General features: G+C 41.5%; 10 protein-coding genes. 9 read left to right on the forward strand and 1 reads right to left on the reverse strand.

What is annotated here, in order from left to right; translation table 11 throughout:
* Positions 1-4: 4 nt before the first annotated feature.
* The 7 genes from BN6556_RS16050 (at position 5) to BN6556_RS16080 (ending at position 13455) form a co-directional block, all read left to right on the forward strand.
* Positions 5-2032, forward strand: a complete 2028-nt coding sequence (locus tag BN6556_RS16050) for a YIP1 family protein (RefSeq protein WP_066193293.1) — start codon at positions 5-7, stop codon at positions 2030-2032.
* Positions 2025-4295 carry a DUF5696 domain-containing protein gene (locus BN6556_RS16055; RefSeq protein WP_066193294.1) on the forward strand — a complete coding sequence of 757 codons (2271 nt, stop codon included), beginning with the start codon at positions 2025-2027 and terminating at the stop codon, positions 4293-4295. Before BN6556_RS16050 ends, BN6556_RS16055 begins: the two co-directional genes overlap by 8 nt.
* A complete protein-coding gene (locus tag BN6556_RS16060; RefSeq protein WP_066193295.1) occupies positions 4292-5158 on the forward strand; it encodes a carbohydrate ABC transporter permease in 867 nt (288 codons plus the stop codon). The genes BN6556_RS16055 and BN6556_RS16060 overlap by 4 nt, the downstream gene beginning before the upstream one ends.
* Positions 5159-5171: 13 nt before the next feature.
* A complete protein-coding gene (locus tag BN6556_RS16065) occupies positions 5172-6131 on the forward strand; it encodes a carbohydrate ABC transporter permease (protein ID WP_078060125.1) in 960 nt (319 codons plus the stop codon).
* A 71-nt stretch (positions 6132-6202) separates the two neighbouring features.
* Positions 6203-9565, forward strand: a complete 3363-nt coding sequence (locus tag BN6556_RS16070) for a cellobiose phosphorylase (RefSeq protein ID WP_066193297.1) — start codon at positions 6203-6205, stop codon at positions 9563-9565.
* 128 nt (positions 9566-9693) lie between these two features.
* On the forward strand, positions 9694-11013 hold the full coding sequence (locus BN6556_RS16075; RefSeq protein ID WP_205410332.1) for a glucoamylase family protein: 1320 nt from the start codon (positions 9694-9696) through the stop codon (positions 11011-11013).
* A 21-nt stretch (positions 11014-11034) separates the two neighbouring features.
* Positions 11035-13455: a beta-galactosidase gene (locus tag BN6556_RS16080; protein ID WP_066193299.1), complete on the forward strand. Its 2421-nt coding sequence runs from the start codon at positions 11035-11037 to the stop codon at positions 13453-13455.
* On the opposite strand, the gene BN6556_RS16085 is transcribed toward BN6556_RS16080, so the two are convergent.
* Positions 13436-14206, reverse strand: a complete 771-nt coding sequence (locus BN6556_RS16085) for a helix-turn-helix domain-containing protein (protein WP_066193301.1) — start codon at positions 14204-14206, stop codon at positions 13436-13438. The two genes, BN6556_RS16080 and BN6556_RS16085, sit on opposite strands and share 20 nt — an antisense overlap.
* Before the next feature lie 158 nt (positions 14207-14364).
* Here BN6556_RS16085 and BN6556_RS16090 point away from each other — a divergent pair, with 158 nt between their 5' ends.
* Both BN6556_RS16090 and BN6556_RS16095 read left to right on the forward strand, forming a co-directional pair.
* Entirely contained in the window at positions 14365-15801 is a 1437-nt protein-coding gene (locus BN6556_RS16090; protein ID WP_066193303.1) for a sulfatase family protein, read from the forward strand.
* Positions 15802-15896: 95 nt separating this feature from the next.
* On the forward strand, positions 15897-17147 hold the full coding sequence (locus tag BN6556_RS16095; RefSeq protein ID WP_066193306.1) for a hypothetical protein: 1251 nt from the start codon (positions 15897-15899) through the stop codon (positions 17145-17147).
* The last annotated feature ends 112 nt before the right edge of the window (positions 17148-17259 follow it).

Genomic DNA, 17259 nt, shown 5'->3' on the forward strand with positions numbered 1-17259 from the left:
GGGGATGAAAAAAAATGTAACCATTTTACTTTCGATTGTTTGGTTTTTACTCATGTTTCCCGTTTATTCCTCTGCTTCCGTTTCTGTGCCCTATAAAACAGAAACACTGACAGCTGATGGGAACATTATTGAGACGCAGACGGCCTATGTACCGATTGGTTTATTTGCCAAAGGAGCGGAAATCATTAATCCTGAAGATATTTACATTAGTGCAGAGGATGAAGTGATTGTTGCTGATTCTGGTACACAAACGGTTAAGAAGTTTGATGTAGAAGGTAACTTGATTCAGGAATACGGAAGCGAAACATTACAACAACCAATGGGTGTGACCGCTGACCAAAACAATAACGTTTATGTAGCCGATTATGGACAGGAAATTGTCTTTAAGTTTAGTGAATCAGGTGAACTGCTGCAAGAATATGCCCGGCCTGAATCCCCGTTATTTGGACGGTCTGCTCCATACAAACCACAAAAGGTATCCATTGATCAACGGGGAAATATCTATATTATTGGTGAAAGTGCCACTAACGGCATTATTCAACTAAGTCAGGATGGAAGTTTTCTTGGGTATTACGGTGCAAATACGCTGGAGCCGACCTTCAGTGGAGCACTAGAAAGCTTTATTACCACACAAAGACAGCGAGCAAATTTATTTTTACGTGAACCTCCTGCAGCACAAAATATAGCGATCGATGATCAAGGGCTAACCTATACGATAACGTCAGGAACGGCTTGGGAAGCGATTCGTAAATTAAATATTGCAGGAGATAACATCCTGCCTCCAGACATCACAGAGGAGACGAATCTGCTCGATGTTGCGGTTGGTGGCATTGGAAATATTTACGCTGTTGGTAATGACGGGGTAATCTATGAATTTGACAGCTCCGGTAACTTTCTCTTTTCGTTTGGTGGCAGTACAGAGGAAACCAATCGTTTAGGCTTAATGGTGCAGCCGACTAGTATTGAAGTGGATAGTGTGGGTCGCGTCTATGTTACTGATCAAGAGTTAGGTGTTATTCAAGTTTATGAACCTACGGAATTTACGACAATTCTTCATCAAGGCTTATCCTTGTTTGAAGATGGCTACTATGTTGAAAGTGAAACATATTGGGATGAGATTCTAAGCCTAAATTCCTCCTTTGGGTTAGCCCATTCTGCCAAGGGGGAGGCTTTATATAAACAGCAATCATTTGATGAAGTATTAACGGAATTCACCTTAGCCAATGATAAAGATGGATATTCTACGGCTTTTTGGGAGGTTCGTTATCAATGGATGGAGGATAACTTAGCGACGGTATTTATCATATTATTCACGTTACTTGTTTTGCGATTTGTGATCCGCATATTAGATAAGAAACGTAACCTATTACAACCGTTACGACGACTCCGTTCCAAATGGCAACAACGATTTACTTTGCTGAATGAAGTGCTTTATGTGAAAAATTTTATCAGGAAGCCGCTTGATAGTCTGTATTACTTGAAAGAGTATGAGAAAGTATCGATTTTATCGGCTTCGATTCTGTATATGGTGTTACTTGTCGAATACATTCTGATGATTTATTGGACTGGGTTTTTGTTCAGTGATCAAGCCCTGGAAGAAATAAATATTTTCTTTGAAATGGGTAAAATCGTGCTTCCATTGATCTTGTTTATTGTGATCAATTACTTAGTTAGTACGATTACAGAAGGAGAAGGCAGGTTTAGGGATGTATACAATGGTACGATCTATTCCTTAGCGCCGTTTCTATTATTTGTTATTCCGATCACACTGGTCTCCAATGTGCTCACTTATAATGAAGCCTTTATTTATACACTTTCTTTTCAGGTTATCATAGCGTGGTGTGTCATCCTATTGTTTATGACCATAAAAGAAATTCACGATTATTCATTCTGGGGAACAGTGCGAAATATATTGCTTACATTGTTTGGTATGTTTTTAACGGTGTTAATTTTCTTTGTGTTGTATGTATTGTTTGATCAAGTTTATGACTTTGTACGTTCGATTATACAGGAGGTGATTCTACGTGTTTAAGAAATGGAAATGGTTGATGCTTGTCATGGTCCTTGTCTTCCCCGTTCAATTGCTTGTGCATGGAACCACCGAAGATGCTGCAACAGAAGAAGTAGAAGAGATCGAAGAACAGCGATCGAATGATATGCTGCGGTACCAATCGAATCAATACACCCAGCCAGAACAAGAAGATGGGGCATTAGAGGAAAATCGGTTACTGGAAGGATATGAACTGGTGACGGAGAATGATCAGCTAGCCTTATATGTAGAAGAAGCCTCCCTTGCTCTGCAAATCGAAAATAAACAAACGGGTCATATTTGGAACTCGGGTGTGGATCGTACGCAAGAGTACAATCTAAATGATACATGGTTGAGTATGGCACACTCTGCGCTAACTATCAGTTACATGGATGAGGGAGGCGATGAATCCAGTGAAAGTATTTTATCTAATGATTCAAACGTTGAGCTTGAGCTAGTGGAAGATGGGTTCAATGCAAGAGTAGACATGGAAGAAGCGGATATCGGTATTGCGTTAGAAGTCCGTTTAACCGAAGATTCTCTGGAATTTCGGGTACCACAAGAAGCGATCGAAGAGGGCGACAATCTATTAACAAAAATGAGAGTCTACCCATTTCTTGGTGCGGAGGAAGGAACGGCTAATGAGAGCGGCTACCTCTTTATTCCAGATGGAAGTGGCGCACTAATGCGTTTTTCGGAACAACAATTAGCTTCATCTGCTCCTTATCAAGCGGCGATATACGGTGAAGATGTAGGGTTTACTAGAACAGTGACGAGTGAGGAAGAGAGCCGTACTAGAGAAGCCCAGCAAATTACCGTTCCTGTTTATGGCGTAACCCATGCTGCTAATCAGGATGCCTATGTCGGGGTGATTGAAGAAGGGCAGAGCTTTGCAGAGATATTGGCATATCCTTCGGGGGTGTCGACTGATTTTCATTGGATTACGGCGGAATATAACTATCGTTATCAATATTATCAACCGACTAGTCAAAGTATGAATGGTTATAACGTATTTCAGCAAGAAATGAATGGGTTTGATATTCAAGAAAAAATAACATTTTTAAGTAACGATGAGGCGAATTATACCGGCATGGCCAAGTCTTACAAAAATGATTTGCAAGAACAAGAACGTTTGCCAGAAGTAGAAGATACCGTTGATGTACGTCTAGAGTTTTTGGGTGGTGAAGTGAAAAGCGGTTTGATTTGGGATTCTGTCCAAGTGATGACCAGCATAAACGAATTGCCACAAATGGTCAATCGCCTGCAGCAACAAGACGTGACAGATATGCATCTTGTATACCGTGGATGGTCGGAAGGTGGATTGACGGGCGCACTGCCTCAAAAATTCCCGCTGGAAGATAAGCTAGGCAGCTCTTCTGATTTCGAAGAGGTGAATCAACAAATGGAGGAACAAGGTATCCCACTTTATTATTATACGGATTATACGAAGGCTTATGAAGGGGCAGGGGATTTTTCGGGGAGCACGGACATTGCTCGTAAAATCAATGCCGAACCTATCTTTGGCAATCAGCAAAGAGAATATTACTATTTAAATCCGGTAAAAACAGAGGAAATGATGGCAGCGGACCGTGAACAATATCAAGACCATCAAATGCATCAGTTAGCCATTGACACAACTGGGAACACCTTATTCTCAGATTTTAATTCTAACACGATCCGTTCCGCGTCTATTCCGCTGTATCAAGACATCTTCTCGCAATTAAAGGATACGATGGAATCGATCGCTTTGTACACACCGAATGATTATATGTTTCCTGTCATGGATCGTTATTTAGATGTTCCGATGTATTCATCTAACTATCAATTTGTAACGGATACCGTGCCATTCTTACAGATTGTGTTAAAGGGAGATGTCCCTTATTATGCATCTTTTGCTAACTTTCAATATAATCCAGAGGATGAGTTATTAAGAATGATCGAATACGGTGCTTATCCATCCTTTTATTTAACGTCAGAGCCGTCTCATGAATTAATGCACACACCTTCTAGTGATCTGTATACATCCCAATTTTCCGATTGGGAGGAGAAGATAGTCAACCAGTATAACACGATGAAGCAATCACTAGAGCCGGTGGCAGGAGAAGCCATTAACAAACATATCGTTCACGAAACAGGTGTTGTTGAGGTGCAGTATACCAATGGCATATCGATCTATGTGAATTATACGAATCAAGCAAAAGATATTCGTGGTGTGACGGTAGAAGCGAAAGGTTATCAAGTGGTAGAAGGAGGCGATCCTTCGTGAAACAGCTATCCTTAAAAAACAAAAAAAGTCTAATTGGTTATACTTTTATTCTGCCGTGGATTGTGGGGTTTTTGGTTTTCACAGCTTTTCCGTTTATTTATTCGTTGTTTTTAAGTTTCCAGCAAGTAAAGATTACACCAAGTGGGATTGTCACCACAAATATCCAATGGGAGAATTATGCATATGCCCTTAGCGCAGATCTAGAATTCACCCAAATTTTGTTACGATTTTTACGAGAATTAGTGATCTCGACACCGATTATTATCGTATTTGCCTTGATTATTGCCTTACTGTTAAATCAGCCGATTCGGTTTCGAACGTTTTTCCGAATGGTGTTCTTCTTACCTGTTATTATTGCCAGTGGCCCCGTTATTACGGATTTGATGGATCAGGAGGTTACATCGATTCCTGCGATAGAAGATTATGCGATCTTTGCTGCGGTATTGACGAATACAGAGGGTACACTGCAAACGATTTTGACTTATTTAATGGATAACCTGGTGATCATCTTATGGTATTCAGGGGTGCAGATACTCATCTTTTTGGCAGCACTACAAAAGATGGATCGACAAGTATATGAGGCTGCCAAAATTGATGGGGCCTCCAACTGGGAATGTTTTTGGATGGTGACATTGCCATCTCTATTCCCGATGATTCTAGTGAACTTAATTTATACGATTGTCACCTATTCCATCTTTGCACTTAATCCGGTAGTAGAACATATTCAAAATCATATGTTCGAGGTATCAACCGGCTTTGGTTATGCATCGGCACTTTCTTGGATTTATTTTGTCGTAATTACGATTGTCCTTGCTGTTGGAGCAGGAATTCTCATGATACAAGGAAGGAAAAATTATCGCTAAAAGGAGGGATTGGATGTCCCTAGCAAAACGAAATAAACAAGACAAGCGGCAAACGTATTATTCATTAGGGAAAGTCCGGAGTTTTTTCTTAGGTGCGCAAGGTAATCATGGTTTTTTGTTGAAGCTATCTGTCTATTTACTGTTAATCGGTATCGGATTTGTTTATTTGTATCCGCTCATCTATATGGGTTCCTATAGCTTGAAGTCATTGGAAGATTTATTAAATCCATTGATCAGCTGGATACCAACAGCCTTTTATTTCGATAATTACCTTACCGCTTTTCAAGTGTTAGATTTTTGGCCGACGTTGGCTCAAACATTATATGTAACGGTGATTCCTGCTGTGGCACAGACCGTTATTGCTGCGATCATTGGCTATGGTTTTGCCAGATTTGATTTTCCTTTTAAACGAATCTTCTTTGTGATTGTGTTGATTACGTTTATTATTCCACCGCAAGTATTGATGATACCAAGATATGTGTTCTTCAATGAATTAGATTTAATCGGCAGTATTTTTTCCTTTTTGTTACCGGCAGCTTTTGGGCAAGGGCTAAACAGCACCATTTTTATCCTGATTTTCTATCAATTTTTTCGTATGATGCCTCAAGCGTTGGAAGAGGCAGCTCATCTGGATGGGGCAGGGAATTTTCGGGTGTTTTTGACCATTGCTATTCCTATGGCTGTGCCGGCAATTATCATTTCCTTTCTCTTTTCTTTTGTATGGTATTGGAATGAGACGGCTTTGGCCAGTTTATACTTTGGTAACAGTTTAACGACATTGCCGGTTGAACTAGAGAAATTTAGTGATACCTTTAATGAAATGAGCAGCACGGAAACGAGTTCCAATGATATCAATGAAGGGATTAGTATGGCGGGAACGATGCTATCGATTTTACCACTATTAGTCGTCTACATCTTTACACAAAAATGGTTTATTGAAGGGGTGGATAGGTCTGGTATCACTGGTGAATAGAGGAATATCGTTTATTCCTCTCGCCACCCTTTGAAACGTTTAAACTTGCAGAATAATTTAGGAGGGATTATATGATTCAAACGGAATCTAGTATGGTGCATGTTGCAGTAAATCAACTTAATTTTTCTTTTTTAAACAGTGGAGATATTTACGAAATAACCAATCAATCGGTGCTACTTAATCAGTTGCGAGGAAATCCCATTGATGGATCTTTAAATCAGCTTTATTTACGCATTCATAAAGAAGACTCGATGACGTTCTATCCCTTATTAGGAATAGAGGCGAATCCGTCGGTTAGTTATGGAACAAATCTGGTTCGCTGGACAGGAAGTGTCGAAGGAATTACCTATCAGGTAAGCTTTATACTGACAGACGAAAATATCTGGTTTTGGGATGTCAAGCTGAATGGGAATGGACAGGAAGTTGATCTAATTTATGGGCAGGATGTCGGTTTGGCGGATAAGGGTGCCGTTCTCAATAATGAGGCCTATGTTTCCCAATATATTGATCATCACATTTTTGAAGAGGAAGAGAGCGGTTATGTTGTCTGTTCTCGCCAAAATCAAACCCAATCGACTGGTCATCCTTATTTACAGCAAGGAAGTCTTACCAAAACGGTGGGCTTTTCAACAGACGGCTTTCAATTCTTTGGTAAACGTTATAAGGAAACCAATCAGCCGGAAGCACTCTCACAAGCAAATCTAGCTAATGATGTATATCAATATGAATTTGCTTATGTCGCTTTGCAATCAGAAAAAGTCCGATTACAAGAAGAAGCACAATTTGTTTTTTATGGTTTATTTGAAGAAGACCATCCAGAGGCCGTTATGAAATTAGCGTTTCAAAACCGTATCTGGGAAGTATGGAATAAGTATGCAAAAGAAGATCTATCTACTTCCCATCAGTTGCCAGCTGTTAGCAAACAAGCGGATATCGGTGCACCTGTTCAGACGATACCGATGACAACGCTAGAGATCGAACAACGCTTTCCCAAACGTCATCAAGAGGAGCGGGAAGATGCTCAATTGCTATCTTTTTTTACCGATACGTATGAACATGTCGTCCTAAAAGAAAAAGAATTACTGGTTGAACGGCCGCATGGTCACATGATAATGTCTGGAAATAATCATCGCATCAAAGAGGATACCATGTGTACTACTTCTTGGATGTATGGCATCTTTAATGCCCAATTAGTGATTGGTAATTCTAGTTTTAATAAATTATTATCGAATGCAAGAAATCCATTAAACATCCAGAAAATATCTGGCCAAAGGATTTATGTAGAGTTGGACGGGGAATTTTGCTTATTGACGCTGCCATCCCTATTCGAAATGGGCTTTAACTATGCGCGTTGGTTTTATAAAACAAAAGAGGAAATGTTTATCATCACTAACTACACCAGCGTTGATCATGCAGAAGTGGTATTAACCATGGAAACTCAAAGTGGAAGAAGTTACCGTTATCTAGTCACCAATCAATTGGTTATGCACGCCAATGAAGGAGAAGTTTCTTATCAGGTCAAACAAGAAGAAAACATCGTGACGATAACTGCAGATAGGCAAGCAATGAATGCGGAGGTTTACCCGCAATTAAACTATCGTCTTCAATTAAACGGTACAGGATATCAATGGCTGGATTCAAAGAGACTGGCTACACATCATTCGTTTCAGCCGGAAACGGTTCAAATCTATCAACTAGAACCAACAAATGCCTGGCAATTAACGATCCAAGGTAGTTTAAAAGGAGAACAGTCATCCGAACGAGCAGCCGATTGGCAAACGGAAACAGAGCGTTATCGTGCGTATTACCAGCAAATCATGAATCAGTTTCAATTAACAACGCAAGCGGGTATGACCGAAGAATTAAATAAAATGAATGCGACTGCCTGGTGGTATACCCATAATATGCTGGTGCATTTTTCTTCTCCACATGGCTTGGAACAGTATAGTGGTGCGGCTTGGGGAACGAGGGATGTATGTCAAGGTCCTTTCGAATACTTTATGGCCACACAGAACTTTGCAACGGTTAGAGAGATTATTAAAACCGTTTACCAGCACCAATTTCACGAGGATGGTAATTGGCCACAGTGGTTTATGTTTGATAACTATTATACGATTCAGGCTGGGGAAAGTCATGGTGATATTATTGTTTGGCCATTAAAGGTTGTTGGGGATTATCTAGCGGCTACGGAGGATTTTGGACTGCTGGAAGAGCGTGTACCTTACACTTGTAGAGATGAAGGCTTCCAACCGACAGATAAACAAGCAACCATCTGGGAACATATGGAGAAGCAGATACAGTATATACAAGATCATTTTTTACATGACACTTTCCTCTCATCCTATGGTGACGGGGACTGGGACGATACACTGCAACCAGCTAATGCCCAATTAAAACAAAATATGGTGAGCAGTTGGACGGTTGCTTTAACCTACCAATCCTTTAGTAAGCTGGCAACTATTCTCCGAGAAGTGTATCCAAAAAGAGCTCAGCAACTAGAAATGTTAGCTCAAGGGGTTGCTGGTGATTTCCGAAAATACATGTTAACGACACAGGTTATACCAGGTTTCCTCTATTTGGAGGAACCAGATCAACCGAAACCAATGCTGCATCCGCAAGATCAAAGCACATCGATTGATTATCGTTTATTACCAATGCAGCGCAGTATGATTAGTGAATTATTCAGCAAAGAAGAGGCAGAAGCCCACTATCAATTAATCAAAACCTATTTGTCATTTCCTGATGGTGTGCGTCTTATGAATCGCCCTGCTTTCTATATGGGAGGGATAAGCAGACACTTTAAACGGGCAGAACAAGCGGCTAATTTTGGCCGGGAGATAGGCTTGCAATATGTTCATGCCCACATTCGCTATGTAGAGGCAATGGCCAAATTAGGTAAAAAAGAAGAAGTGTGGAATGGCCTGCAAGTGATTAATCCGATACAAATTCAAACACAAGTACCTAATGCAGAACGTCGGCAAAGTAACAGCTATTTTAGCAGTTCGGATGGAGCTTTTCACACGCGTTATGAGGCACAAGCCGATTTTGATCAATTAAGGCATGGGGAGAAGAAAGTGAAAGGCGGCTGGCGTATTTATTCTAGCGGTCCAGGGATTTATATCAATCAGCTGATTTCCCATTGTCTCGGTATTCGTATCGAGCACAGGCAGCTTGTCATAGATCCCGTCTTAGAGGAACGATTAAACGGTTTAATTTTTCACTTTGAATTATACGGAAAAAAAATAGCGTTCATCTATCATTTAGGAGCCCAGGAAAACAGAATAGAGATCAATCAGCAAAAGATAGACCATCTGTCAAACGTTCACAATCGCTATCGAGAAGGTGGATTTATTATTCCAGAAGAAACATTGGAAGCCTATTTACAGGAAGAAGAAAATACGATTGCTATTTATCACAGCGCTAAGTGTCCGTAAGTTTTCCTGCTGTAAAAGCGTTAATCGATAAAGAGTATGGAAAACAACGGACCCTAAACATCCTGATAAGTCTCGCTTTATTTACCATAGTGGTTACTTACGAATAGAAACATGAAAGGAGCAATGCAATGCTGTTGTTAGTTACAAAACGCTTCATCGTTATGGCTCTGTCACTAGGTATGATGAGTATGCTGATCAGTAGTTGTTCGGTATCGGCCCCAACAGAACAGCAGCAAACGGAAAAAACACTGCCAGATATCCTAGAGCAAGAAAGTGAGCTTAGTTTTACGTTTTTTTGGGAAGAAGTAAATAACAACAAACAAAGCAAGGGCTATGGTCTGATTAGAGACCGGGCTCCCAGTAATCCAGATTTATCAAGTGTAGCTTCTACTGGTTTTGGTTTAACCGCTATTCCTATTGCGGTAGAAAGGGGTTGGATCAGTAAAGAAGAGGCGATAGATAGGGTGAATGGAACATTGGATACTTTGTTGCAGCGGGCAGATCACGTAAATGGTGTGTTTTATCACTTTTTAAATATGGAGGATGCCACCAGAGCAGGCAACAGTGAAGTTTCCATTATTGATACCGCTTTGCTAGTTAGTGGTGCGTTAACGGCGGGTGAGTATTTCGGTGGGGATATAAGTGAAAAAGCAGAAGATATCTATAAGCGAGTGGATTGGGAATGGTATCGTAATCCGAACACCAATCAGTTTTACATGTCTTATTCGCCTGAGGAGGGCTTTTCCGGAGCATGGGATTTTTACGCAGAACAGCTCATTCTTTATGTATTAGGAGCTGGTTCTCCTACGCATCCTACGAATCCAGAGATGTTTTACGACTTTACACGTGAACAAAAGGCATATGGGGATGGGGAACCATTTATTCATTCTTGGTTTGGCTCCATTTTTACGCATCAGTTTTCGCATGCGTGGTTTGATTTTAGGGGGCTCCTGGATCAAGAAGGGGTGGATTGGTTTGCTAATTCGATCGAGGCCTCAAAGGCAAGTCGTTCTTTCTCCATCGATCATGCCGAGCAGTTTCAGACATTTGGTCCAACTGCCTGGGGATTAACAGCCAGTGATGGTCCGGACGGTTACAAAGGAGAGTATGGCTCTAGTCCGTCTGGAGGCGATAATAGTGCTCATTTTACCGATGGAACGATTCCACCTTCTGGAGCGGCAGGCTCGATTGTCTTCACTCCTGAGGCCTCCGTGGAAGCACTAGAACACTATGCTACGATTTCGGAGCTATGGGGAGAGTATGGGTTTTATGACGCCTATAATCTTGATGTCAACCCGGCATGGTTCGCCTCTGATGTGATTGGTATTAATAAAGGAATCACCTTGTTGATGATCGAAAACTATCGCAGTGCATTGGTTTGGAAATGGTTTATGCAGAATTCGTATGTCCAACAAGGGATGGAGCGCATCGATTTAACGGAAGAATAATAATGGAAAGGAAGTGGGAACATGATAGAAGTCAAAGAGAAACAGATCCTGATTGATGGCAAAGCCGAGATCATTATGAGCGGAGAAGTGCATTATTTCCGCTTAGATCGCTCCGAATGGCAAGATCGTTTGGATAAGTTAAAAAAGGCTGGTTGTAATGCCGTTGCTAGTTATGTACCGTGGATTTGTCATGAAGAAGTAGAAGGGGTGGTCGACTTAACCGGTACGACCAGACCGGAATTAGATTTGCAAGGATTTATCGATCTGTGTGCGGCCAATGATTTGTATTTTTTCTTACGACCTGGTCCTTTTATTATGGCAGAAATGCGTAATGAGGGTATTCCAGATTGGTTGATTGAAAAGCATCCAGAAATCGTCCCGGTTACATGGGATGAAAAGAAGACATTAGCAAAAACGTTAGATTATACAGCACCTGCCTTTTTGAAGTATACAAAAAAATGGTATGAACAGGTTATGAAGGTTGCTGCACCGCGGATTCAGCCAAATGGTGGAAATATTATTGCTTTGCAGCTGGACAATGAGGTGGGCATGTTGTCGTGGGTCAGTAATTCCCCGGATTTGACAGATAACAATATCGATCATTTGATCGAGTGGTTGCATACAACCTATGACAGAGAGGAATTAAAGACGCGTTATCCCTTTACCCTAGACAAGGAGGGCCCCAACTATCAGGCTATCCGTTCGCCTGAGCAATCCTATCAAGCTAGTTTGCATCATGATTTGGGATATTATATGCGCCATCGTTTTGCTCGCTATGTTGCGGAGTTAAGGAAATATGCAGAAACCTACGGGGTAAAGGATATCCCATTTGTTGTCAATATACACGGTATGGGCGGGGGAAGAGCCTTTACCTTTCCCATTGGCATTAGTCAATTATACGAATCCTATACACAAACGGAAGGCTATTTATCAGGATCTGATATCTATTTTGGCGATTTGAATATGGAAACCTTTCAAGATTTGTATTTGATTAATGCCTTTATGGATGCCGTACATCGAGAAGAACAGCCGCTAACCTCGGTTGAATTTAATTGTGGCGATGGCAATTTTGGCAACAACTTTAGCGGACGTGTTGATCCCTCTGCCACTGATTTTAAGGCCAGAATGTGTGTGGCACAAGGGAATCGGCTGCTTAATTATTACTTGATGACAGGTGGGAGAAACTATCGCTTCCAAAACAAGAAACATGATGGAAATGATCGTATTGCTCACACCGGTGAACGACATGGATTCGCTGCACCAATTAGTCCAGAAGGAAAATTGAATTATACGTTTCCGCGAATGGCACGATCGATCGGAGCGATTAGAGCGGTTTCCGATAAACTCGCAGCCATGAAAGAAGAACGCGACGACGTAAGCTTTGCCTTTATTCCCGACTATTATATGACGGAATCTTGTTATCCAGATAGTTTCCAAATGAGATCGATGTATCAGAACCTGCAAGAACACCGGGCCCATGCAGCTTGGGAGAATATGGCGAGAGCTATGTTGCTTGCCGGTTACCGTTTTGGTGCTACCGATATGCAACATAAGCCGCTAGAAGTAACAACGACACCTGTGCTTGCGTTACCATCGGCAAGCTATATGTCACTTGCCATTCAAGAAAAGTTAGTGCTCTTTCTGCAACAAGGCGGCTCCATCCTGTTGTACGGCGAAGTGCCACGTTATGATATGGAAGGAAATAGCTGTGAGTTATTGGCAAAGGCACTTGGTGTGCAACACAAAACGATGCATCATGCCAGTCAAGATTTCGCCTTATCTGTTTATGGAGATGGATGGGCGAGAAAACAAGCAGAAATTCGCGTTCCTAAGGCACAAGCATTTACGTTTGATCGAGAAGTAGAACCTCTATTTCGTGTATACGGCAGTGATGATATTTGTGGGTTTGAATGTCAGGCAGGTGCAGGCAAAGCAATTATTATGGCCACACCTTATGTATGTGATTTGCCCTTGTTTACGCAGGCATTGAAACGTTTAGGAGCAAAAGCGAAGTTAACGCATGATGGCGCAGAACACGGTATCTTTATGACTTCCACCAGCAATAAGCAGCAGGAAACCTTTCTACATCTTCTGAATTTAGACGGTTTTGATAAAGAGATTCATATCAAGTATGAAGGAGAAAAACTGTTTGATGGGCGAACGTTATCGATACAAGCAAAAGAAGGTGTGATGCTGCCGATCAATATCGAACTAGGCAATATCAAGATAAAGTATGCAACAGCTGAGATTAGTAAGATAGGGGAGCAGCAGCTAGTGTTTCGGCTGACACAGCCCCAAGATATTATCGTATTAGAAACCGAGCGTTCTGTTCTTCCTAGTGAAGATTATGATGTGCATACCGAAGGCAACACACACTATCTTTTATCTAAAAAACATGCCAAAGTGGACGATGACTTCATTGTTACGTTTTCGGATGAGTAGAGCGTCTTGCATGGGACGGTGCTATTCCCATCCACTTTTTAAACATGCGGTTAAAATAAGATTGATCACAGTAGCCTAGATATTCTGCTACCTCCTTAACAGACATATTCGTTGTGGTCAGCAGGTTATGGGCCGCATTAATCCTTGTTTGGTGCAGATACTGGATCGGCGTCATTCCCATGACCTCTTTAAATAAAACCGTCACATAATTGGGCGTGACGTCGACCAGTTCTGAGAGTTCTTCAATAGTGACATGGCTGCGGAAATGATATAGCAGATGGTTTTGCATTTTACGTACAACCACTTCTTTAGCAGGAGAAGCATTTTGTTCAAACCGTTCTTGGGCAATGAAAAATAATAATTCTCTGATTAACTGTTGCGATAACTGTTGATAATAAGCGCGTTTGCCTAGCCATTGCACATATAAAAAAGAAAGTCGCTGTTCATAATAGGCCATGTTTCTTGGGCGATAGGAAAAGAATTGCCCCTTTTGTGGAAAGGGGAGTTCTTCCTGCTCGATCTCACATAGCAACGTATATTTCGTATGATTGATACTAGGCGCACTTTTCCAAGAACGATAAACATCGTCTGGAATCCAAAGAAAATCACCTGCTGTTAATATAATTTGTTCGTCATTGATAATATAATGGACTTCTCCCTCTGTGACAAAAACGATGGTATACAAACCACGTGCTTTCCCTGTATGCCAATGAGGGGCGATGTCATGATAGATGCCTTCGACTTGTATCATTTTTGAACACTCCTATGATTTAATCGATGAATTATACAAATATATTGATTTTGTTTATGGTGATTATAACATGAATATCATATAATTTGTTTTAAGAAGTTCACAATAAATAGGATAGTACAAGAAATGAATTATCCAAAGGAAGGGTGAAGAGAAAAATGAAGATTTTGTATATTGATGTAGATTCATTAAGACCAGATCATTTGGGAGCTTATGGGTATCATCGGAACACCTCCCCAAATATCGATCGGATTGCTGCAAACGGGGTGCGATTTACCAATTACTATGCCTCAGACGCACCATGTGCACCGTCCAGGAATGCCCTATTTAGTTCTCGATTTGGTATTCATACTGGCTCTATTAATCACGGTGGGTTAGACGCAGATACCCGGCCAATCGGGAGTGATCGACCATTTAATCATCACCATACACCTTATCAGGCGTGGGTAGAAGATTTGCGTTTTAAAGGTCATCATACCGCCATGATTAGTCCATTCCCAGGGCGCCATGCGAAATGGAATGTATTGGAAGGGTTTCTTGAAATGCATGATACTGGGAAGCATGCTGGAGAGACGGCAGGAGACGTATCCAAGCAGGCAGTCAATTGGCTTCAAAGTACAGGGGTGGAGAAAGATGACTGGTTTTTGTATCTCAATTTTTGGGATCCACATACACCATATCGCACCCCGGAAGACTATGGTAATCCTTTCAAAGACGACCCTGCTCCAGAGTGGTTAACAGAGGAGATTATCCAACAACAACGAGACAGTTTTGGACCAATGAGTGCCAGAGAATTACCTAGAGGGGATCAATGGCCAAACTTACCAGATGAAATCCGCCATCCGGAAGATTTTAAACGTTGGATTGATGGGTATGATACAGCCATCAAACACGTCGATGACCATATCGGTCTTTTATTAGATACCTTGGAAGAGAATGGCATGCTAGAAGAAACGATCATTATTCTTTCGGCAGACCACGGGGAGAATCAAGGAGAGCTGAATGTATATGGAGATCATCAAACGGCTGATCATATCACGAGTCGTATCCCATTAATTATCAGTGGACCATCCTTTAAAAAGGGACATGTCGATGAAGATTTTCACTATCAAATCGATTTAGGACCAACATTAACCGAGTTTGTTGGCATGGAATCTAGTGAAAGAAGAGACGGTAAAAGCTTTTTGCCTGCTATTACAACGGGAGACTCGGCAGGTCGCCCCTATTTAGTAGTGAGTCAAGCAGCTTGGAGCTGCCAACGCAGTGTGCGTTTTGACCAATGGATCTTGATTCGTACCTATCACGACGGTTTAAAGGATTTCCCTAACCTCATGCTTTTTAACGTCGAGGAAGATCCACATGAAACGAATAATCTAGTCGATCAAAGGCCAGAAATTGTAGCAAAAGGATTGCGCCTGTTGGATGAGTGGGTAGCAGAGCAAATGGCAATCTCTGATTCGCCAACAGATCCTATGTGGAGCGTTATTCAAGAAGGTGGCCCTTATCATACAAGAGGAAATCTTCATTCCTATGTCGAAAAGCTGCAAGAACAAGGCAGACACGAAGCAGCCAATCGCCTGCTTAGCAGACATTAGAAAAACGCGCATTCACTCCAACAAAGAGTGAATGCGTTCGTTATAAAAAAATGAATCTTACAAAAATTAGACATGAATAAAGGGGTAAATCAGGTATGGAAGAAACAACTGCGTATTATCGTCACTTACCAAAACAGGTTCAAGCATTTGTCGACCAGCAATATAAGGATGCCTTTCAGCTAATCAACGCTTCTCGTCATCCAGAAACAGGGTTGTATGCGGATAGCTATATGACGTTTGGTCAGAATCCTGATCACCGTTGTTCGATTGCAGCAACAGGTGTCGGTTTAATCAGTCTTTGTATAGCCGATCAAGAGGAATGGGATCCTCAGGCTGCGACGAAAGCGCTTAGTACACTACAGACAGTTTTAGGAAAACGAAAAGGATGCCAGGTAGCTCGCGATGCACAAACTGGTTTCTATGCCCATTTTGTCGATATGGAAACAGGTGAAAATATCCGTTCCGAGTTTTCTACGATTGACACGTCACTATTAGTCGCCGGAGCGTTGTTTGCAGGTAACTACTTTGAGGCATCTGTTCCAGCTATCAAACAACTGGCGCTTGAATTGCTCCACGAGATCGATTGGTCGGTGATTGTTGCTGATCTTGCTACCGGATCGATTCATATGGTGGTGGAAGAAGGGCAAGGAAAATTACCACTGCCCGCCTTTAATGAATATGTGCTTGCTGCCTACTTGGCCTTGTTGGCTCAACCAGATGATGAGAATATTCAGGCGTTATGGCACCATTTTAGTGAAGAAAAGATAAAAGATTTACCGCACACGTCTTATCGTGATATTCCAGTGCTAACTGATACAAACGGAGGGGCGACTACATTTCTTTCTTCGTTCGTGCATCAATTTCCTTTTTATTTGGTACCTGAGTATGCAACGAGTGACGTCTATCGTCATTATTTTGAGAATGCCTGCCTTGCCGATCGATTAAAATGGAAAGAGCTGTCTGACGTTCCTTCTTATGTTTGGGGATATGGCGCAGGTTCTAATGATGGCTTACATGGCGGTTATCATGCCGATAAAATAAACAATGCACCAGGTGATATCGCCTCGGCTTATATTGTAGCTGGTTTTTTACCGGTATACCCTGCAGGTGTTTATGATTTGTTTGCCGTGTACGAGCAGCATATACCATATAATAAAGACCATGTCGATCCTGGTTTACGTTCGGCTTATCGATTTGGCTTGCACCGTTATTCATTTTGGCATTTGGATGAAGGTACGCGCTGGTACCCAGAGAAGGTTACGTTGATTGACTGGAGTTCGATGCTCTATGGATTGGCTGCGTTTAAGCGTGGAATGGGTTTCTTTGCTGATAAGGTGAAATTGTAAATGTGACAAAGGTGCTTAGGTGAAAAAATAGATGTTATCGCAATAAGTATGGAAAACGAAAGCAGTGTATCGTTTGATGAGCACTGCTTTTTTTGCTTAGATATGCTATTCT

It is taken from the genome of Gracilibacillus timonensis, from assembly GCF_900086715.1.
Classification (GTDB): domain Bacteria; phylum Bacillota; class Bacilli; order Bacillales; family Amphibacillaceae; genus Gracilibacillus; species Gracilibacillus timonensis.

Excerpts from the sequence above, each read along its gene's own strand:
- BN6556_RS16085 (WP_066193301.1), bottom strand. The coding sequence starts at position 14,206 with ATGATACAAGTCGAAGGCATCTATCATGACATCGCCCCTCATTGGCAT.
- BN6556_RS16065 (WP_078060125.1), top strand. The coding sequence starts at position 5,172 with ATGTCCCTAGCAAAACGAAATAAACAAGACAAGCGGCAAACGTATTAT.
- BN6556_RS16070 (WP_066193297.1), top strand. The coding sequence starts at position 6,203 with ATGATTCAAACGGAATCTAGTATGGTGCATGTTGCAGTAAATCAACTT.
- BN6556_RS16090 (WP_066193303.1), top strand. The coding sequence starts at position 14,365 with ATGAAGATTTTGTATATTGATGTAGATTCATTAAGACCAGATCATTTG.
- BN6556_RS16075 (WP_205410332.1), top strand. The coding sequence starts at position 9,694 with ATGCTGTTGTTAGTTACAAAACGCTTCATCGTTATGGCTCTGTCACTA.
- BN6556_RS16095 (WP_066193306.1), top strand. The coding sequence starts at position 15,897 with ATGGAAGAAACAACTGCGTATTATCGTCACTTACCAAAACAGGTTCAA.
- BN6556_RS16080 (WP_066193299.1), top strand. The coding sequence starts at position 11,035 with ATGATAGAAGTCAAAGAGAAACAGATCCTGATTGATGGCAAAGCCGAG.
- BN6556_RS16050 (WP_066193293.1), top strand. The coding sequence starts at position 5 with ATGAAAAAAAATGTAACCATTTTACTTTCGATTGTTTGGTTTTTACTC.